The organism is Geosporobacter ferrireducens (assembly GCF_001750685.1).
GTDB lineage: Bacteria > Bacillota > Clostridia > Peptostreptococcales > Thermotaleaceae > Geosporobacter > Geosporobacter ferrireducens.
Genome location: NZ_CP017269.1, coordinates 465437 through 485170 on the forward strand (window position 1 = coordinate 465437; position 19734 = coordinate 485170).

Sequence of the window (19734 nt, forward strand, 5' to 3'; positions counted from 1 at the left end):
AATAGCCACCCTTTGGTGACTATTTATCGTCGTATTTCAGAACTGCCATAAAAGCTTCTTGAGGTACTTCTACGGAGCCTAACTGCCGCATTCGCTTCTTTCCTTCCTTTTGTTTCTCAAGAAGCTTCTTCTTTCGCGTAATGTCTCCACCATAACATTTTGCCAATACATCCTTACGCAAAGCACTGATATTCTCCCGTGCAATAACCTTTGATCCGATAGCCGCCTGAATCGGAATGGCAAACATGTGTCTTGGGATAACTTCTCTCAGTTTTTCGCAAATGGCACGACCTCTAGATTCCGCCTTGCTTTCGTGGACGATCATAGAGAAAGCATCAATTAATTCCTTATTAAGTAAAATATCCATTTTCACCAATTTGGATCGCTGATATTCCTTGAATTCATAGTCTAAAGAGCCATATCCTCTGGTTCTGGATTTTAAAGCATCAAAGAAATCGTAGATAACTTCATTTAAGGGTAGATCATAATGGAGTACTACACGCTTCGCATCAAGATATTCCATATGCTTCATTGTACCTCTGCGTTCTTGACACAATTCCATCACACTGCCTACATATTCATTTGGAAGCATGATATTTGCATTCACAATAGGCTCTTCCATGTAGGCAATCTCTGTAGCCGGCGGCAGATTCGTCGGGTTTTGAATCATTTGTACCTCTCCGTTTGTTGTTGCAACCTTATATATTACGCTGGGAGACGTGGTAATCAAATCTAAATTAAATTCTCGTTCCAATCTTTCCTGTATAATCTCCATATGAAGCAGTCCTAAAAATCCGCATCGAAATCCAAAACCCAATGCTACAGATGTTTCCGGTTCAAATTCAAGGGCAGCATCATTTACTTGCAATTTCTCTAATGCATCACGTACGTTTTCATACTTCTCGCCCTCTGCTGGATAGACACCGCAATAAACCATTGGCACAACCTTTTTATAGCCAGGCAGCGGAGTCGACGCTGGATTGCTTGCACTAGTGATCGTATCTCCTACACGGGTATCCTTTACATTTTTTATACTCGCTGTAACATACCCTACATCTCCAGCTCTTAGTTCATTCACCTGCATTGGATTGGGTATAAATATACCCACTTCGTTTACTTCAAATTTCTTACCTGTAGCCATCATCAAAATTTTATCTCCGGGTCTAATGGCACCCTCTTTTACACGAACATAAGCCACTACTCCTCTATAGCTATCATAGTAGGAATCAAAGATAAGTGCTTTTACTGCTGCGTCTTCATCTCCTGATGGAGGAGGTACGTGTTTTACAACAGCTTCTAACACTTCCTCAATGTTCAAGCCTTCCTTTGCAGATATCAAAGGTGCATCACTGGCATCGATCCCAATAATGTCTTCAATCTCTGCCTTGATTTCATCAGGTCTTGCACTTGGAAGGTCTATTTTATTAATTACAGGAACAACCTCCAGATTTTGATCAATGGCCAAATAAACGTTGGCCAAAGTTTGCGCTTCTACACCCTGCGCTGCATCTACTACCAGAATAGCACCTTCACAGGCTGCCAGACTCCTAGAGACTTCATAGGTAAAATCCACATGCCCTGGTGTATCAATCAAATTCAGGATATACTCTTCTCCATCCTTTGCTTTATAAATCAGCCGAGTTGTCTGGAGCTTTATGGTGATCCCTCTCTCTCTCTCCAGATCCATGCTGTCCAGTATCTGATCTTTCATCTCTCTTGACGTTAATAGGCCGGTTTTTTCAATCAATCTATCAGCAAGGGTAGATTTTCCGTGATCAATATGAGCAATGATACAAAAATTTCGTATCTTTTTTTGTCGATTACTGGTCATGTACTACATCCTCCTCATATCCTTCTCTGTCGTAATCTAAAACATTATATCACAATTCACTTTTATAGTATATAGCGTGTATGGCATAATTGGAACAAGCCGAGCGAATCGCTCGGCTTCTATAGATGATCAACAATCAAACGTCCTGTTAAATCTTTTAATTGCTTCCATAAGTCTTGTACATCCGCCTTCCACTGAAGGTATTGTCCCCGTACTTCGATCTCATCAATATAAATTTTCTGTCCGCAAAAATAGATTTGATGAATCGTTGCATCAATTTTCTTATAGCCGAAGGCTTTTGGTTCTTCTGTCATCAACATAGATCTAACAGCCTCATCAACGATTATAATTCCACTAAAAATAATCAAAAATATAGTGGCAATTAAAATATATCGGTATATTGGGTGCTTCTTTTCCTTTTTTTCCTTCTCTTTCCGTTCCACTCTACTCATCCGCATCACCTATACGTATTTTTGACAACCTAAAAAAAGTTTATACGTATAAGGAAGGTAGGTGCTGCAGAATCAGCTTTCCGGTAAACCGGTGTACTTACATCCTGCCGCCAGCAACCTTTTCAGATACTGCTTGAATAAAATCATTTTTATTCCTTAATATCTTTAATGACACTGTCTATTATTTCAGCTAAGTACTTTGTCGTTCTTATAGCCTCATCAATATGGTTGGCATTGCTTCCAATTTCAATTAATAAGCTAATGTCAGATTTATATTGATTAAACTTAGCATAATCCTTTACGATCGTCTTTTTTGCTAGCCCTGGATACATTTCGTCACTTCGAATACGGATATATTCTGCCAATTTTAATAATTTGTCGTAATTTTCATTCTGCCCGCCAACTACAAACAAAAATTTTGCCACCCTCTCTCCGTTAATGGTCACCACACTATCTTCTTTAAGTGCATTGTAATTTGGCAATGTTTCTATTTTATCAATTCCATCCCGATGAATGTCAAATATGATTTTTAAAGAATCATTCTTTTTTAAATTCGTATTGAGGGTTTCCAAAGATCTAACATAGGATCCTTGGAAAGAAGGGTGATCGTGGATGGTTTCATCATGGATTACCTGGTATCCTTTATTATTTAGATGCTCCTTAAGTTTTTCACCTACATTAATTACCGTGTATTTTCTATTTAAAGAATGATAATTTCCAACAGTCTCTGGTCTATAGGATTCGGTGCCATGGGTGTGGTAGATAAAGATTACAGGTTTTTTCAAATCCAGCTTCACTTTACTAGGTGCCTGTATAGGAGAACTAACCACCTGTATTGTTTCTGTCTGTTGTCCTACGGCAGCTTCTATAGGAGCTGTCATTCCCTCTCTGGTTACATCTCCAGAAAGAGTAGGAACACCCTGTTCTACAGGCGGATTTTCTAATGCATGCTGCAGATTGTCATCAATATTATTTTCTATATCATCAACAAAATGGATTTCACGGGTATCCATATCTTCATTTTGATTCGGATCGTTGACATGCAATGCCATGTCATCCAATTCACTTAATATAGATAATTCTGCCCTAAATAGCGTTTTGGGATCCTGATAATCAAAATTCAGCAAACGGCTTATGGCGATTTTAATAACTTGCGTATAGGAACTGTTATTGTGCTGCTTATAATTAACTTCCATCATGGGTATTGTTTTGTTCAATGCCCATACAAATATATTTTCCTGAAGATCTATACGCTCTTCTGCTTGTACCACCATAGAAGGAATTTGTAGCCTGTCGGCCTGTACTGTATAATCCATATTATCCAAAACCAGTATCTTTAATGCATATACGCACATTAACAGAGTTATAAAAAGTGGTATACATTTGTAATACTTTCTTAATGATATTACTTTAATATTAAACAAAACATGCACCTCTCTTCTTTTTGCTGTCGTAAAACTATACTATAAAATTATATGAGAGGTACATGTTAACTATGATAAAAGATTCCGCTGCTATTATTGTAAATATCGATTTACATCCTTAAGCTCGATCCCTGGGTGCAAGGCGATATTAATGCCATTGGCAATAATATGAGAGACATCTTTGATAATCATATCAATATCCTTCGTTGTCACAATTACATTGGCACCATAGGGATCTAATACTTCACGGATAAGGCTGTATTTATCTTCATCGGACATACCTTTCAGCATTTTATAAAAATCAGAACCCTTTGTAGCCTGACTCGATAGGTTCTCTACTACTAATCCAATGGTGTCATTGGCTAAAGTTGCCGCATCTACAACCGTAGGTACTCCTATAGCCAGTACCGGAACTCCTAATGCCTCCTGATTTAACCCCTTACGCTTGTTCCCTATACCTGATCCTGGATTGATTCCCGTAGTGGAAATCTGGATCGTCGTATGAACCCGCTCCATTCTTCTAGATGCTAATGCATCGATAGCGATCACTAAATCCGGTTTTGTTTTTTCAACGATTCCGCGAATGATTTCTCCCGTCTCGATGCCTGTAGTTCCCATAACTCCTGGAGAAATGGCACTGACTGAAGTCATGGTTGCATCTTCGCTTTTATTATAGGTTTCAAAATATTGTCTCGTGACAAGAACCTTTGATACCACTTGAGGTCCTAAAGCGTCTGGTGTTATATCCCAATTCCCCAGACCTACAATCAAAGTTCTTAAGTTATTTTTTTTCGGCAGCAAATGAACCAGCTCTTTTGCTAAAAGCTGGCTGACACTGTCCTTTAAATCAGCATCCGCCTTTTTTAAACCAGAAGCTTCTATGGTAATATAACTTCCTTCTGCTTTTCCCATGATCTGGCTTCCCTGTTGATCTAAAACCTTCACTCGTGTCACCAATGCAAAATCCTCTTCCTTTTGTTCTACTTCTACACCAGGAATCTCTTGTTGGGTAGTTTCTCTATACATTTCTCTGGCCTCTAGAGCTAAATCGGTACGAATTTGAAACATTTAAAATCCTCCTTTTTTCTCCATATTATTTCTATTTTTTGTTATAATAAAGAAAAACATACTCAGAACTATTTCTTTGTCTATGTATAAATTCAAAAATTAAAGGGAATAAAAGAAGTAGTACTTTTTTCCTTGCTTTTTTATACGAGACATGATAAAATATCTTTTGTCGAACAGGATATAAGGGGGTGAATTGGTTGGCAAATATTAAGTCCGCAAAGAAAAGAATTAAAGTAATTCAAGTAAAGACTGTAAGAAACAGAAAAATCAAATCTATCGTAAAAACTGCGATCAAGAGATTTGAAGAAGCAATCGCTGCTGGTAATTTCGCAGAAGCAAACGACAAGTTCCGTTACGCTGAGAAGAAAATCTTCCAAGCTGCTGCAAAAGGAACTTTCCACAAAAACGCTGCTTCTAGAAAAGTTGCAAGATTGGCAAAAATGCTTCACAATGCTACAAATCAAGCAGTATAGTATTTTTATTTAACAACCGTCATGAATTCCCCATAAATATAAAAAGCGTACAAGGTACGCTTTTCCGCTTTTTTGGTATGCTTTTTCCTAGCAAGTAAACTGGCTAATTAACAATTCGATTGCTAAACGCTGATTCATTGTTCCTTTTTTTATACTTCCATCGGTTTGAAGACATTGATTCATTGCTTTTCGAAGCGCAGCCGTATCAAAATTAACAGCTTGCTTTAAATATTTCTTTACAATAAAGGGTTGAATTCCCAACTTTGGCGCGATAGCTGTAGATGTATAGCCCTGAACTTCCATCAGCTTGATCTGATAAAGGAATCGAAACTGCCTGGTAATCATATGCAGAATTCTTATTTCCGGCTCTCCTTCAACGAGCATGTCGTTTAATATCTGTAGTGCCTCATCTCCATTTTTATCTCCTATGGCCTCAACTAATCGAAAAATATCATTTTCCAGAGTTCTTGGTGCGAGCAGTTCAATATCCTGCTTTGTAACTGCATTTCTTTCCCCCACATAATTGACCAGCTTGATGATTTCGTTTTCCAGATCCTTTAGGGTCTTTGTTGAATTTCTATCAGAATAGCCAATGATATCTAATAATGCATCAATTTCTCCTTCTCCAATTTTCTTTTTATGTTTATTAAAAGCTTTTATCACCCATTTGTGAGCATCCTTTCCCGTTAATCTTCCAAATTCCACTACCTTCCCGGACTTTCCTATTTCTTTTACAATTTTTCTTCTTTTATCAATTCCCTCACTTACAGAAAATATTAATAAAGTAGTAGAAGGGATATTTGAAAGATAACGAATTAACCTTTCCTCTTCCTCATCCGTAATATTCTTTTTCTTTGTCGAAAAGCATTCAAACTCCTTTACCAGCACTACCCTGATTTCGTCCATGAAAGGCAAAGTCTCACAGGCATTTATAATTTCATCCGCTTTAATCTCCCTGCCATCCAACACTTGATAGTTTAAATCTTGAAATGAGAGATTAATCATCTGCTCCCGAATAGCGGCAACAGTATTTTCCATTAAATAATGCTCTGTTCCCCAGAATAAATATAGGCTTGATAATTGCTTATTCTTCAAATCCATTAGTACGTCTTTATAATTCATTTTTGCTCCTCCAATCTCCTATCCCTCTTATTTTACCATAAATCCACTCTTTTTCATTTACAGTTTGAAAAGCGCTAACGAAAATCCAGCATGGGATGGATCTGCAAATCGCCATTTTTAATCGTCATGCGTATGGCACCCTGCTGATCGTTTCTATAGATATCAATGTTTCTATGATTAAGCCTGTCTAAAACTTGCGGGTGTGGATGCCCGAAATTGTTTCTTCCTACCTGAATTACAGCAATCCTCGGAGGGAATCGATCTAAAAAATCCTCAGTGGTGGAAAATCTGCTGCCATGGTGGGGTACCTTTAATACATCAACCGGAATAGAGGAATATTCTTGTAAAAGAAGCTGTTCCATCGCCTCTTCGATGTCCCCTGTAAAAAGAATTCTCTTTCCGTCATGTTCTAGCAAAACTACAAGAGAGTTATTATTTGCATCGTCCCGGCTGCCACGGAGCAGTTCTTTTCCAGGACTGAGAACAGAAAATACTGTTTTTTCGTCAATCCTCATCAGATCTCCCTTTTCAGCATAAACTACCTTGACACGATTCTCCTGGCAGTCTTGCTGCAGTGGTGTCCATTCGCTTCTCTGCAGTGTATCTTTGCTTACAATCAATGCCTCTACAGGCATCTTCCTCACAACTTCGAATAAGCCTCCCATGTGATCTCCATGGGGATGGGATAGTATTATCATATGTATCCTGCTGATGTGATTTTTCAACAAGAATTCTATTAAAAATTTATCTTTCTCTTCTTCCTCCTCAAGATCCTTTCTAAAACTTCCCCCTCCATCGATCAAAATATTCTTTCCTTCAGCCGTTCGAATCAATGTGCAATCCCCTTGCCCAACATCTACAAAAATGATTTCTTGATTCTTGGGAATGATATTCAGTATTAAGATTATTCCGAAATAAATGCTAATAATAAAGAAAACAGCCCGTTGCCGAATGGATTTATTTTTTTTGAGAAAGTAACTGTTTTTTGATACGGATATATATAGAATTAAATAATAGATGAGCATAAAGAACATACTTGGAGAAACCACATGAAAATATGAATAAGGGAACTGGTAGGCCCATTGGGATAAACAATTCACCCCGTAAATCAACAAAAGTATAATTTTTCCTATGAGCTTTGCTGCTGTCATGTAAATAAAAGATATTACTACGGTCAAAAATCCTAAAGGTACTAGATATCCTATAATAAATATTACAGGAATATTCAAAAGCAAGGCAATAGGAGAAAGTAGGTTAAAGTGGTAGGCAAGGAGAGGCATAGTCCCTAATTGCGCAGCAGCAGAAGCCGATAAAAGCTGCCTAGGCATGTCTGGCACTCTTCCCAGTTGTTTATAAATCGGCGAATACAATAGCGCAATGGATAGAGCCGCCGCAAAAGAAAGCTGAAATCCTACATGCATCAGCAGCGTTGGATTGAATGCTAAAAACAGCACTGCTGCAGTACCAATGGCCGACAGGGAATCATACTTCCTATTTAAAAAGGGCGCACAGATGAGTATGGAGATCAGTGCAGCAGCACGCATTACGGAGGGAGAAAACCCCGTAACCGCAGCATAGCACCATAGACAACACAAGATGAATATTGTTCTAGTTGAGTTTCTAAGCTTTCCTAAAAATTTATTTAAAAAAATAAATATAATACCTACATGCAGACCAGAAACTGCAAAGATATGGGCAATGCCTGTATTTCTATAAATCTTTTGCTGCTTCTCTTCTAACAAATTTTTTTCTCCCATTAAAACTGCCAATAGCATATTTCCCTCTTCCTCAGGGAAAATCTGTCGTATTTTCTCTGATATAGAGACTTTTATTTTACCGATGTACTTTAAAAAAAGCGGAATCTGCCCCTCCCCTATAGTTCCAATCTGCCAAGGCTTTAAATACATTACCGTATGGGTATCCTTTGCTTTAAGATATAGGTGATAATCAAACATTCCAGGATTCCGCCGTCTCTCTGGTATACGTAAAGTTCCTGTTAGAACCACCCGGTCACCTAATCGGGGAAGCTCTGCTTCTTCCCCTTTAGAAACATGTATCAATAGTTTCTCTTTTACAACTGTTTTTTTCTCCACAGTATGAATTTCCTGCGACAGCACTGTATACTGAATTGAGGTACCGGCCTGTTGATTCCATATATCCCCGATAATAGTAATCTCCTGATTTACAAAATGCCTAAGCTGTCCTTCATATTCATAATGATTTTTAAAATTTAGACTCCCTAACAAAGCAATAATCAGTAGTAGCCCAAAAACACCATATCTGTTCAATTCTCCTGCGAATAGGCCAAAAGTGAAAGTAAGAGCCATAGAGAAAATAATGATTTGAAAACCATTATAAAACTGATACTGTAAAGCAATACCTCCAATATATAGACATGCTATCCAAACCATTGGTCTTTTCATAAGGAGTTCCTCTTTCACAAATTTTCACTAGATATTTCTACAAATTTTCTTTAATTTCCTTTTTTATACAATTGTTTTTTGATAAATAATGCAAAAGAGATGTACTTCTTTGAAAGAAATACATCTCTTTTTAACCAATCATTGCTTTTTTTCTTTTTTCGCAGCTTCTCTTATTAATAAAACACTTGAAACCGCTGCAGTAATTGGAATTGTAAGGATTAATCCGGTACTTCCTGATAATGCACGCACCACCTCAGTTGCAATAATATCCAGATTTAATATCTTAACCAATGAAGTTTCGTAAGCCATAAAAATTAGAAGCAGCGGAATAGAACTACCCGTATAAGCGAGAATTAGCGTATTGGTCATAGTACCCATAACATCTCTGCCTACATTCATTCCCGCCATGAACAACTCTTTCCTATGAAGTTTAGGATTTGCCCGGTAGATCTCATCCATAGCAGAAGCAATAGACATACCAATATCCATAACAGCTCCTAATGCACCCATGATAATTCCTGAAAAAAGAAGTCCTTTAAAATCAAAATTTACTTCCTGCGGAATATACAGCAACATTGTTGCTTCTTCACTGCTTAAACCTGTAAGTTTAATTTTACTTCCGATATAGTAAGCCAGTAATCCTGCCACAATGACGCCTGTAGTGGTTCCAATAATCGCCGCAATACTTTTGCTATTTACTCCCGCAATGATAAATAGCGTAATAACAGTTATTCCAATGGAAACAAAAACAGTTACAGGTACAGGATTTACACCAGATAAAATCAGCGGAAGCAAAATCTTAAGTACTGCAAAAATGGTGACAGTAAGACTGATCACTGATTTTAAACCTTTAATCCTTCCGATCAATAGGAGCAGAATTACAAAGATGAGATATAAATAAAGAATATAATCCTGTCTCATATAATCAGCGACAAATACGTCTATATCACCGTTTTCCAACTCGTCAACCACCACAACGATCTTATCTCCAACCTTTACTGGAATATCATAGACAAAGCTTCCTGAGAGATTGTTATGAACCTCAAAAACTTCATTTTTATACTTACCGCTGGTAATTTTCAACTGTACCGTTTGAATCTGTTCAACTCCTGACATTTCATCGGATGAATCTTCAATATCGTCGACTCCAATAACGATAGCTGTTTCCGTATAGCTATCCACCGGTTCTGCCAAACTAATGGAAAACGCTGCCATCAAAAAAACAAATACGCACAACAATAATTTTTTCATTTGCTTCTCCTCCCCCTGTCCATTATAACACGGGTCCATAGGAGAATAAAATAAAAGAAAGATCTCTTATAATAAAAGATCTTTCTCATTTGTATATTCTTATTCCATTAACTCTTTTTCGTCTCTTAAATAGTTGGCACGATAACGTACAGAAGTATGATCATTTCCTGTATAAATTAAATCTGCTTCAATATTTATACTATGATTATTTCTATCATAATTGACCTCTACATTTTCAACCCTTGCATCATCTTGATAATAGTCGAGATATTGCCAAAGAATATCTTTTGCATTTTCTACACTAACATTGTCTTCATATGCAATAAGATATTCTTTTTCCGGTACTTCAATATATAACTTGTATTTATCTGCAAGTTTAACCCGTCGTTCACTAACAATGTCAATCATAAGCACACTTCCTTTCAACTCTTCCTATATTTCATCTATCCTTAGTATATCCTAGAAAGATTGAAAGCTTACTAAACGCCGCCTGCCATTATATAACATGATACACTATCCTATTGGATAGCTTTTCATTTCTTCTGATAATATCAACTGTCCATCGTATGCACTTCCAGCTTCATCCAATATTTCCTGTAAATTATATCCCGGCCAAAAATGAGTAAGCAATAGTTTCTTGACATGCCCTTGTGTTGCGACCTGTCCAGCTTCCATTGCTGATAAATGCGGTGTTGTAGCTGTTTTGTCCCGTTCCAGCACACCAGCCTCGCATAACAGTAAATCTGCATTTTTTGAAAAATCAATAAGTTGGGAACAATATCTTGTATCTGCAGAAAACACAAATTTCTTTTCTTTATTCTCAATCCCAATAGCATAAGTTTCTACAGGATGATCCATTTTCTTAAAACTAATCTTCAATCCCTGCTCATGAACAACTAAATTTTCTTCAATCGCTTGTATCAAAAATGCATTTTCAAATTGAAGCTTTTCAAAATCTCCCTGAGGTGTTGCAGGTGCATATAAAGGTATAGTTTTATGAAAGAGCCCTTTCATTTTATTGATTCCTATTGCATATCTTAACACCATCGCATCGGATATATGGTCACTATGTAAATGACTAAGTATGATTAGATCTAATTCTTCTAAAGAAGTCAATACTTGCTGTAATCTGCTTAAAGTGCCATTGCCGCAATCGATCAGTATCTTTGCACCTTCCCCTTCAAACAAATATCCAGAGCAAGCACCCCCTGCCGTTGGATAAGGTCCCCAGTTCCCTAGAACGGTTAATTTCATATTCAGCTCACCTTCCCTTTTTCTTCATTTTATCATCATAAATAGTTTTCGCAATATAAAAAATAATAGACTCTCAAAATGAGAGTCTGAGGTTGTTGAAAAAGTCAACAATATCCAGGCTGTTCAAAATTCCTTAGATTCGAGGCGCAAGAAAATCTAGCGACCGCAGCGTATACAGTAATACGTAAGGATGCTGGATTTTTGCAGCAACGAAGAAGATAAGGGATTTTCAACAGTCTGAGACTCTCAAAATGAGAGTCTATGCCTTATGAATCGTACTCTTTAAGCTTTCAAATACCTTCATGCGTTCCAGTGCAAGTACTAGCGGTGCAGCTAATACACCGCCGCCTACCGCCTGGGTAATATTCCCAGGCACGCCTGTAAAAGCTGCCGCAAAGCCACGTAATATACTTTCATAAGCAAGATATCCAAAAACCATGATCAAACCGCCTAAAAACACTGCCACGCCGAAAACTGTCATTTTTTTCATCACAGCTGAATCCTGGGTTACAAGCTTATGATAAATATATCCTACTACCAGTGCGTCCAACCCTTTAATTACAAAAGTTGCCGGTGCATAGATTCCATACCCGGAAAATAAGTCTGCCAGCATAGAGCCCATCGCCGCTGCTAAACTACCAGCGACAGGACCTAATAATATACCGCTAAGATAAACCATACTATCTCCTATATGAATAAATCCGCCTGTAGGGGTAGGCACCTGGATCAGCATTGTTCCTACCATTACAAGAGAAGCTACCAATCCTGTCATTATCAATTTTTTGATACCAAATTTCATGATTGTATCACACCTTCCTTAAAATTGTATCGTTATGCATTGCTATAATTTTATTATATCATCATTGCATTCTACTGTAAATAGCACATTTCAAATAAATCCCGCCGACAATTGTACCAGTACAATTGTCGGCGGGGTTTATTTTCTCTAACGATTAAGATTGAAGCCACGCTTTTAATTTATCCATATTTTTTATGATAATTTTTTTTCCGCTGATATCGATGGAACCTTCCTTTTTAAATTGGCTCAAGGCCCTACTGACAGTTTCTCGTGCAGTTCCAATCATATTGGCTAATTCCTGTCTTGATAAGTCTAATTTCAAATCAATCGCTCCGTTTTTCTCAACACCATGATCGTCAGCCAGCTTAATAAGTATTTGTGCTGTTCTTACATAGGTATCACTTAAAGCCATTTGCTTCAACTTCATCTGTGACATATATAGCCTTTTATTTAATATTTTAATAATCTGTAGGGCTAAATCTGCATTTTGCCTCACTAATTCTTCTAAATCTACATTCATAATGATGCCAATTACTGCATCCTCCATTACTTCAGCGGTTGCAGGGTACATAACATTGTTGAAGAGCGTTACTTCTGCAAAAACATCTCCAGTTCCATAAATATTCAAAATCAACTCTCTTCCATCACTGGATGCCTTTGATATTTTTATTTTACCTGATTTTATGAAATGTAACGCCTCGCCTTTATCTCCTTCCATGAAGATAATCGTCCCTTTTCTATACTTTTTTTCTATCGTAATCGATGAAATTTTTTCTAATGATACTTGATCCAACTGTGAAAATATCGGTATATGCTTGATTAGTTCTATATTTTTATTCATAAGACCCCTCATTTCCGGTTAGGATAAATTTACTTCATCGTGTCTAGTAATCACAAAGGTGATACAAATCACAAGAAATTGTGATATATATAGTATGTGTTACCATTATTGCCTATTATAATTGAATTAGCAACAGAAAACAACCTCAAAAAGGAGGAGATATAGATGGACGCACCTAAATATGCGACCCTGCAAAAAGTTAGAGACGGCAAGAAAACTTATGGTGTAACACCAAGAATACCAGGGGGTTTTATTAAACCTGATCAGTTAATAAAAATTGCGGAGGTAGCTGCAAAATACAATGGTACTTTAAAAATCACATCAGGTCAACGGGTTGCCATACTAGGTCTACAGCCGGAGGATGTAGATAAAGTATGGGAGGAATTGGGCATGGAACCTGCGGTATTGTCACCTTATTCTGTAAAAAATGTAGAAATGTGCCCGGCATCCTTTTGCAAAAGAGCAAAACAAAATTCTCTACGGTTGGGTATGAAACTGGAAAAAACCTTATACGGTGCCGCTGCGCCAAATCGTACAAAAGTAGGAGTCGCCGGATGCCGTAATGCCTGCACCAGTGTTTATTCAAAAGACATTGGCGTCATAGCAGATGTAGATGGTTATATGGTAACTGTTGGAGGGAGCGCTGGTTTTCATCAAAGACTGTCTGATATTGTTACGGTTGGCCTTACAGAAGATGATGCATTTGTATTGGTAAAGATTATTTTGGAATACTATAATCATCACGCCTCTGTTGGTGAAAAAATGGGAGATTTTATCGATCGCATCAGCTTTACTAAGTTTCAGAAGGATGTTATGGAGATCTTTAAAAAATCTAAATAATGTGATTCACATCACTGTATCGTACAATCAAAAGGAGTACACTAATTTTAAAAGGAGGAGTATAAATGAGTGCTTTTTTAGGACCCATCCATCATTGGCTTTTTAAAAAAATTAAGCTGCATGAAGACTTAGAAAAAAATTTATTATCTCGTTATGAAGAGATATTCGGCGGTGAAATTTTAAAAATAAAGGAAAAAGCAGAAACAAAGTATGGATCCCCTATGGAGAATAAACCTTTGGATCAAATGATTGATACAGGTAATATTCACGGTTGGCTGCAAAGTAAAATAACTACTGCTGAAACAAGGCAAGCAGCTATTTTGACAGGTATATTCCAACAATATGGTAATAAGGCATTGGAAATTGCATTGGAAGAATATAAAAAACAAGGTAAGGAATCCGGGCTTGATGCATGCAATAATGTGCAAGTTGATAGCGCACCTGCGATTTATAAGGCGTTAAACAACTACTTGTTAGACGGAATGCCTTGTGATAATGTCAACAACATCACCATAGCCGAACCAGATCTTCTGCAGTGGAAGAACATACATTGCCTCCATCGGGGATACTGGGAAACTGTTGGAGCAAATCCCGACACTTTCTATCAGCTACGCTCTGCATGGATTGCTTCCTTTGTAGAAAATGCCAACGAGCATTACCTGTATACAGTGAAAACAGAAACCTCAAATGGGAATCCAGTCTTTGTTCATGAAATTCAGTTTAAATAAATTCGGGAGGGAATCATTATGAAAATAACAAGGGAAACATTAATCAGCGAGGCTTTAAAACTAAATCCTAGGGCTGCACAAATTTTAATGGGTTTTGGCATGGGATGCTTAGGCTGCCCATCTTCACAGATGGAGTCTATCGGACAAGCAGCTGAAATACACGGAATTGATTTAGAAAAACTTCTAGAAGCGTTAAATCAGTAGTTCTAAAAAAACAAGTCAATGAGAAATCATTGACTTGTTCTTGCTGTAATTTTATTTCTCTTGATCTTTTTTAATTTCTGAATAGCTTCATAGACCGGCTGATAGTCTGGAATAAGACGGCGGGCCTGATATAGATGCCATTTAGCGCTGTCTAATCTTCCCGTATATAAATAGACCAATCCTAAATTGTGATGTCCATAACCATTTTGAGGAAATAGTTCAACAATTTTTTCTGCATAAAACTGCGCTTTATCGTATTTTTTTAAATCATCTCCGTATATTTTTGACAGATTTAGCAACACTTTGGGATCTGTGCTATTATATCGAAGCATCTTATGATAGTATTTGATTGCCTCTTTAAATCTTCTAAGCTGCTGATTGCAAATTGCAAGACCATAATAGATATCCTGCTCTACATTATGCAAATCCGCTGAACGAATTTGAAGTGCCTTATGATAATATTTTATTGCTTCTAAATCTCTTCCCATCTCTGAAAAAACATCTCCAATGAATTTCCAATTCGTCGAATTCTCAGGATCTCTTCTTACTTTCTTTTTAAGATGCTCTAGTGCAGCTTCATAATACCCTTCATTCAGGTATGCAATCAAAAGATTATTATTAAGATATTCGTCATCTTCATTAATTTGCATCCCTTTGTGGCAAACATCAATTGCTTCATGGCTTAAGCCATTTAGAATCAAAAAACTACTCATATTCAGATATGCTTCTGCAGATTCAGGCTGCAGGCTTGCTTGAGCCCGTAGATACTTTATGCTCTTATGCAGCTCTCCTTTGGCTTCATAAAAATACGCAAAGTCTTCAAATAAATAAAAACGCTTGTATTTTTTTAAAAAATAGGGATTATGTCTATATATATACATTAATCCAATACCCGCAATTTCCATTCTTTCCTGACTGCAATGCTGCTTTATTTCCTTTAAAAAAAGTTTCCAAGCCTCTGATTGAATCGTTTCCTTTTCCAAATCATATTTCTGTCTCCATAAACACTCCATTTCTTTAGCAGCAAGGGCTTCCTTTGGAAAATAAACATTCTTATCAATCCAATAGGATGGAGTTACTGCTTCCATTCTTTTTAATTGTTTTTTCCCTATAGGGTCATCTTTAAACTGAACTTTCACCCAGAAGCCAGGAATACTATTCCAGCTTCCTTTTAAACCAATGCATTGAATTCCTGCTGGTAACTGTTTTATAATTTCTTTTATTTGGATAGGGGCTTTGTATCCAAATAAGCTCTTTAACCAATCATCCCTTAATTGTACTGTTGGAAAGAAAATATTTACTGTCTTCATGATATAGCCCTCCTTTCTATTAAGGGACTATACGGAAAAATAGTCACTTCATTTCCTTTACTTCGTTATTTCAGTATATAATATTCTATCAGAAAAATTTCGTGATGCATTTTTCTTTGAATAACCCGTATTATTATTTCGACGCTTTTTCTTTTATAATTTTCATTGCAGTTTCCAATCGTGCATGGGCTTGTACAATATGCTCTTGAAGATCTCTCATAATCTCCTTTTCCCCTTTCTGATCATCTGCAGTCAGATACTGTTGTATACTGATTTGTTTATCATTCTCTGCCAAAATAGATTTTAGCTTGGCTGCGGTAAAAATTCTATAGATTTTTTTACCCTTAACAAGTGCAGACATTCCATCTTCCGAAAACTTATTAAGAAACTTCTGTGCTTTTTCCAATCCTTGGCTGCTTACTACATCTATCTCATTTTGATTCACTAATCTCCCTAGTAAATTGCCTTCCTTGAATATAAAAAAATTTTCATCTAAACCTATTTTATCCTGCTTTGTCAATTTTACAAACCGATAATCCATCATATTAATTTTTCGTATTCGTTGGAAGGCTAATAAGTATGTATCGCGGATACTCCAGTCGATATTTTTTAGTTTGATCAGTTCTCCGTTCGCATAAACATAAGTTTGGTCCTCTTCTAAATTCTCTTGAAGATCTATTTTTTTTATTTGATTTTGCTCAAAATCAATGGCAATATTTCCGTTCTCTGTGTCTATGCATTTAGCCAAAACATAGAACCGCATACCTTCCACCTCCGAAAATATTTTCTACACTTTTCTATTCTCCTTGCATAGCGTCTCAATCCACTGAATTTCATTTGGCTTTAGCCCATATGCCTTATATAAACAAAGATCAATCGCTTTTCGGTCTTCTGTACAATTTGTTTTTAATATACGATCAATTCTTTTCTCTAGTTCATTCTGAATTTTATCTGTCATTTTCGTACGAATAGGTAATCTGTTCAAAGGATTTGCATATAGTTCTAAGTCTACACCTTTTCTTTTGCCTCGATGATATAGCCAAAAATACATCAGATTTGAATTAAGCTGCGCGAGTAAACTCTTGAAGTTTATATATTTTTCCTTGGAAGTTATATAATATACATCTGCACTTGCATACCAAGGAACCTCTGTAAATGCAAATTTATTGTCTTTCGCCCGATGAGGCACAACAATCTTTGCTTTTTCAAAGATCTCCGGTTGCCGAGGCCATTGGATTGCATACCAGCTTCGTAAGCCCTTGAGTACTTCCCTTCGTTGGATTAGTACTTCCTTATATCTGGATAAATGGCAGATAACTTTTTCATATTCTTCTTCCGTCCTATGAAGCATATAAAGATCATTTACATATAAAATATATTTATTTGTAGTATTCTTAGCGCTGTAATTTGAAATATCACTGTTTTTAAACATAGGTTTTATAAATGGCGATGTTTCTAAACCTAAGGACAAAACCTCTTCCTCTTTTAATACAAATATTCCTTCATTCTCCTGTATGTCATACCGATTGATACTCTCCTGTGAAAACTTATTATCCAGCATATTTTTTGTAACCTTATCGGCACCAGTTACAATTCCCTGATTTACATGGCAAATCTCTTCTAGAAACAGGTCGCAGCAATTCTCCAATTTTTCCAGCAGGCATTGTTCTTCTCTGTTTCCTTGGATTACAATATGATTTTTACTGGTAAACAGCTGTGATACATCTAAATCAAAAACATCAATATTTTTATCATCTCCGTATTTTTGATAAAGCTTTTCCTTTATGTGGTCCTCTGAAAGATGCGGATTTTTAAAACACTTCATAACAATAAACCCTTTCTCTTCTTTTCCTTTGGATAATAAAAAGATCATATTATGCTGGCCCTTAGCATCCTGAAAAATCGTCGTATGATTGAAATTTACGATTTGCAAAAAGGTGGTATGCTCTTTTAAATAATTTCTGAGCTTACTCGCTCCATCTGCTGTGACAAAATAGTTTGTAGTAATATAGCTTAATATTCCCTGATCTTCTAATAGTTCTAAGGCTCTATAAATAAAAAAGTAGAAATAATCCATCTTACCTTCATAATATTTTCTTCCAAAAGTAGTATCCCGAATTTCAAGAAAGACATTTCGGTTTCCTTTTTCGCCCAGGTAAGGAGGATTACCGATTACAATGTCAAAGGATCGGGGCCATTCTTTCTGAAAAAGCTCTTCCTCTAAAAGACTGTTTGCTTTTCTCAAATTCAACTGTATCGTTTCTTGCAGATCAGATTTTTTTTCATCAAGTATCATAGATAAAAGAACATACCTTGCAATCTCAAGCGGATGCTGCTGTATATCCATACCAAAAATATTTTCTTCTACAATTTCCTTTTTAAGCAAAAAATCCTCAGTCTCTATACCAAGACATAAATTGATTTTCTTTCTAAAACTAAAAACTTTCTCTAAAGCCACTATTAGAAACAGTCCTGTCCCACATGCAATATCAATTATTTTCAATTTTTTTAAAGTTTCCTGTAATTCTAACAGATCATAAATAGATAAGTGGCCAAACTGTTCTTCTTTTAAAAAAAATAACAGTTTGCTTTCTGTTACGTCTGTAGTTCTTACTAAATACTTTGTTATAGCTTCCTCCACCATGTATTCAATAATATACTCCGGTGTATAAAAACTACCCGTTTGTTCTCGTAAACCCATATTTATAAATTGATCATAAATACGACTAAAGATTCTCATATCAAAAGAGGTCTTTATACCTAATAGCATATTTTCATTCCATGACAGCCGGTATGTTTCTTTCTCTGATAGATTTTCATAACGATAGGAATACACCATCCTGCATAGATCCACGAAACTGTCCTCTGGTGTATTTCCCACACATTTCATGTGCTTCATATATTTATAAAGAATTTCTATCTGTTGATCTATTGAATTCATAATTTTCTCCTAACGTATATATTTCCCCGTTATAATACTCTCATATAATTTTCAATTCTAGTACAAAAGTCTTATATTTTTGCCGATACATCTAATAATATAGATTCTAAAAGGATGTGAAGATATGACAATCAAAAAAATATCCTCCGCTAATCGGACGAGAGTTTATACCATGTATGTAGACAGAAATACAGAGGTTGGAAAAATTGATGGCGTAAAACCCGTTAATAAGATTTCCAAGATCAGTAATAAAAATTTTCAGTCCTCAGACAACACATTTCTCAGCACTTCCAGTTTCTATGAGCAGTTAAGAGCGCTAAAAGAACAGTATCATGCCTACTACCAAGCAGAAAGAGATTTGGAAGAAACAATCGAAACATTTAAAAATGAAGAACACGAAGATATTCTTACTGTTATTAAAAGTCTTATTAAAAAATATAATTCTGCAATTGCTTCCTTACAAGACTTTGACCATCGTTTTGGTACACAACATGCAAAAACAGTCTATTCCATCGTACTGCTTCATAAGCCGCAATTATACAAAATAGGGATTACTTTTGACCGTAATTTTCATTTGTTTCTTAATGAAACTGTACTTATTCAGAGCCTAAAAGACCACAAAAATATAACAAATTTTTTATTTGATACAAAAAATGGATTTATCTCAAAAATCTATCGCTCCTTTAAAGAAATAAAAGTTCCCAATAAGGAGAAATATAGTCATCCTTCTATAGATCTACCCTCTATCATAAATAAAAAAACATAAGTTATTT

General features: G+C 36.2%; 19 protein-coding genes. 5 read left to right on the forward strand and 14 right to left on the reverse strand.

Going from position 1 to position 19734, the window contains the following annotated elements; genetic code table 11:
* Positions 1-19: 19 nt before the first annotated feature.
* The 4 genes from lepA to gpr all read right to left on the reverse strand — a co-directional run bounded on the left by lepA (position 20) and on the right by gpr (position 4775).
* Positions 20-1831, reverse strand: coding sequence for a translation elongation factor 4 (lepA, locus tag Gferi_RS02370; protein WP_069974113.1), 1812 nt, complete (start codon positions 1829-1831; stop codon positions 20-22).
* A 119-nt stretch (positions 1832-1950) separates the two neighbouring features.
* A complete protein-coding gene (locus tag Gferi_RS02375; RefSeq protein ID WP_069974114.1) occupies positions 1951-2283 on the reverse strand; it encodes a hypothetical protein in 333 nt (110 codons plus the stop codon).
* 149 nt (positions 2284-2432) lie between these two features.
* Positions 2433-3707, reverse strand: coding sequence for a stage II sporulation protein P (spoIIP, locus tag Gferi_RS02380; protein WP_069974115.1), 1275 nt, complete (start codon positions 3705-3707; stop codon positions 2433-2435).
* A gap of 93 nt (positions 3708-3800) precedes the next feature.
* Positions 3801-4775, reverse strand: coding sequence for a GPR endopeptidase (gene gpr / locus Gferi_RS02385; protein WP_069974116.1), 975 nt, complete (start codon positions 4773-4775; stop codon positions 3801-3803).
* A 197-nt stretch (positions 4776-4972) separates the two neighbouring features.
* Here gpr and rpsT point away from each other — a divergent pair, with 197 nt between their 5' ends.
* Complete coding sequence (gene rpsT / locus Gferi_RS02390) at positions 4973-5248, forward strand: 30S ribosomal protein S20 (protein WP_069974117.1); 276 nt, start codon at positions 4973-4975, stop codon at positions 5246-5248.
* Between the two features lie 87 nt (positions 5249-5335).
* Here rpsT and holA read toward each other — a convergent pair whose 3' ends face one another.
* From holA to Gferi_RS02425, 7 genes are all read right to left on the reverse strand, one after another.
* Positions 5336-6370 (reverse strand): DNA polymerase III subunit delta, encoded by a 1035-nt coding sequence (holA, locus tag Gferi_RS02395; RefSeq protein WP_069974118.1) that lies wholly within the window; start codon positions 6368-6370, stop codon positions 5336-5338.
* 74 nt (positions 6371-6444) lie between these two features.
* Positions 6445-8793 carry a DNA internalization-related competence protein ComEC/Rec2 gene (locus tag Gferi_RS02400; protein ID WP_069974119.1) on the reverse strand — a complete coding sequence of 783 codons (2349 nt, stop codon included), beginning with the start codon at positions 8791-8793 and terminating at the stop codon, positions 6445-6447.
* A 138-nt stretch (positions 8794-8931) separates the two neighbouring features.
* Positions 8932-10044 carry a YibE/F family protein gene (locus Gferi_RS02405; RefSeq protein ID WP_069974120.1) on the reverse strand — a complete coding sequence of 371 codons (1113 nt, stop codon included), beginning with the start codon at positions 10042-10044 and terminating at the stop codon, positions 8932-8934.
* A gap of 99 nt (positions 10045-10143) precedes the next feature.
* Positions 10144-10452, reverse strand: coding sequence for a hypothetical protein (locus tag Gferi_RS02410; RefSeq protein ID WP_069974121.1), 309 nt, complete (start codon positions 10450-10452; stop codon positions 10144-10146).
* Positions 10453-10557: 105 nt separating this feature from the next.
* Complete coding sequence (locus Gferi_RS02415; RefSeq protein ID WP_069974122.1) at positions 10558-11298, reverse strand: MBL fold metallo-hydrolase; 741 nt, start codon at positions 11296-11298, stop codon at positions 10558-10560.
* 259 nt (positions 11299-11557) lie between these two features.
* Positions 11558-12097, reverse strand: a complete 540-nt coding sequence (locus Gferi_RS02420) for an ECF transporter S component (RefSeq protein ID WP_069974123.1) — start codon at positions 12095-12097, stop codon at positions 11558-11560.
* A 154-nt stretch (positions 12098-12251) separates the two neighbouring features.
* Positions 12252-12938: a Crp/Fnr family transcriptional regulator gene (locus Gferi_RS02425; RefSeq protein ID WP_069974124.1), complete on the reverse strand. Its 687-nt coding sequence runs from the start codon at positions 12936-12938 to the stop codon at positions 12252-12254.
* A gap of 165 nt (positions 12939-13103) precedes the next feature.
* On the opposite strand from Gferi_RS02425, the gene Gferi_RS02430 reads away from it, so the two are divergent.
* The 3 genes from Gferi_RS02430 (at position 13104) to Gferi_RS02440 (ending at position 14710) form a co-directional block, all read left to right on the forward strand.
* Positions 13104-13778 carry a nitrite/sulfite reductase domain-containing protein gene (locus Gferi_RS02430; protein ID WP_069974125.1) on the forward strand — a complete coding sequence of 225 codons (675 nt, stop codon included), beginning with the start codon at positions 13104-13106 and terminating at the stop codon, positions 13776-13778.
* A 65-nt stretch (positions 13779-13843) separates the two neighbouring features.
* Positions 13844-14506, forward strand: coding sequence for a hypothetical protein (locus Gferi_RS02435; protein ID WP_069974126.1), 663 nt, complete (start codon positions 13844-13846; stop codon positions 14504-14506).
* 18 nt (positions 14507-14524) lie between these two features.
* The gene (locus Gferi_RS02440) at positions 14525-14710 is read left to right on the forward strand and encodes a DUF1858 domain-containing protein (protein WP_069974127.1); all 186 of its coding nucleotides are present in this window, start codon (positions 14525-14527) and stop codon (positions 14708-14710) included.
* 26 nt (positions 14711-14736) lie between these two features.
* On the opposite strand, the gene Gferi_RS02445 is transcribed toward Gferi_RS02440, so the two are convergent.
* From Gferi_RS02445 to Gferi_RS02455, 3 genes are all read right to left on the reverse strand, one after another.
* A complete protein-coding gene (locus Gferi_RS02445; protein WP_069974128.1) occupies positions 14737-16020 on the reverse strand; it encodes a tetratricopeptide repeat protein in 1284 nt (427 codons plus the stop codon).
* A gap of 133 nt (positions 16021-16153) precedes the next feature.
* A complete protein-coding gene (locus Gferi_RS02450; protein WP_069974129.1) occupies positions 16154-16783 on the reverse strand; it encodes a hypothetical protein in 630 nt (209 codons plus the stop codon).
* A gap of 24 nt (positions 16784-16807) precedes the next feature.
* On the reverse strand, positions 16808-18961 hold the full coding sequence (locus Gferi_RS02455) for an Eco57I restriction-modification methylase domain-containing protein (RefSeq protein ID WP_069974130.1): 2154 nt from the start codon (positions 18959-18961) through the stop codon (positions 16808-16810).
* A gap of 124 nt (positions 18962-19085) precedes the next feature.
* Between Gferi_RS02455 and Gferi_RS02460 the strand changes: the two genes are divergently transcribed.
* Positions 19086-19727, forward strand: coding sequence for a hypothetical protein (locus tag Gferi_RS02460; protein WP_069974131.1), 642 nt, complete (start codon positions 19086-19088; stop codon positions 19725-19727).
* Positions 19728-19734 lie beyond the last annotated feature (7 nt).

Excerpts from the sequence above, each read along its gene's own strand:
- Gferi_RS02375 (WP_069974114.1), bottom strand. The coding sequence starts at position 2,283 with ATGAGTAGAGTGGAACGGAAAGAGAAGGAAAAAAAGGAAAAGAAGCAC.
- Gferi_RS02460 (WP_069974131.1), top strand. The coding sequence starts at position 19,086 with ATGACAATCAAAAAAATATCCTCCGCTAATCGGACGAGAGTTTATACC.
- lepA (WP_069974113.1), bottom strand. The coding sequence starts at position 1,831 with ATGACCAGTAATCGACAAAAAAAGATACGAAATTTTTGTATCATTGCT.
- Gferi_RS02435 (WP_069974126.1), top strand. The coding sequence starts at position 13,844 with ATGAGTGCTTTTTTAGGACCCATCCATCATTGGCTTTTTAAAAAAATT.
- Gferi_RS02415 (WP_069974122.1), bottom strand. The coding sequence starts at position 11,298 with ATGAAATTAACCGTTCTAGGGAACTGGGGACCTTATCCAACGGCAGGG.
- Gferi_RS02445 (WP_069974128.1), bottom strand. The coding sequence starts at position 16,020 with ATGAAGACAGTAAATATTTTCTTTCCAACAGTACAATTAAGGGATGAT.
- Gferi_RS02400 (WP_069974119.1), bottom strand. The coding sequence starts at position 8,793 with ATGAAAAGACCAATGGTTTGGATAGCATGTCTATATATTGGAGGTATT.
- Gferi_RS02420 (WP_069974123.1), bottom strand. The coding sequence starts at position 12,097 with ATGAAATTTGGTATCAAAAAATTGATAATGACAGGATTGGTAGCTTCT.
- holA (WP_069974118.1), bottom strand. The coding sequence starts at position 6,370 with ATGAATTATAAAGACGTACTAATGGATTTGAAGAATAAGCAATTATCA.
- Gferi_RS02410 (WP_069974121.1), bottom strand. The coding sequence starts at position 10,452 with ATGATTGACATTGTTAGTGAACGACGGGTTAAACTTGCAGATAAATAC.
- Gferi_RS02455 (WP_069974130.1), bottom strand. The coding sequence starts at position 18,961 with ATGAATTCAATAGATCAACAGATAGAAATTCTTTATAAATATATGAAG.
- gpr (WP_069974116.1), bottom strand. The coding sequence starts at position 4,775 with ATGTTTCAAATTCGTACCGATTTAGCTCTAGAGGCCAGAGAAATGTAT.
- Gferi_RS02450 (WP_069974129.1), bottom strand. The coding sequence starts at position 16,783 with ATGCGGTTCTATGTTTTGGCTAAATGCATAGACACAGAGAACGGAAAT.
- Gferi_RS02425 (WP_069974124.1), bottom strand. The coding sequence starts at position 12,938 with ATGAATAAAAATATAGAACTAATCAAGCATATACCGATATTTTCACAG.
- Gferi_RS02430 (WP_069974125.1), top strand. The coding sequence starts at position 13,104 with ATGGACGCACCTAAATATGCGACCCTGCAAAAAGTTAGAGACGGCAAG.
- Gferi_RS02405 (WP_069974120.1), bottom strand. The coding sequence starts at position 10,044 with ATGAAAAAATTATTGTTGTGCGTATTTGTTTTTTTGATGGCAGCGTTT.
- Gferi_RS02440 (WP_069974127.1), top strand. The coding sequence starts at position 14,525 with ATGAAAATAACAAGGGAAACATTAATCAGCGAGGCTTTAAAACTAAAT.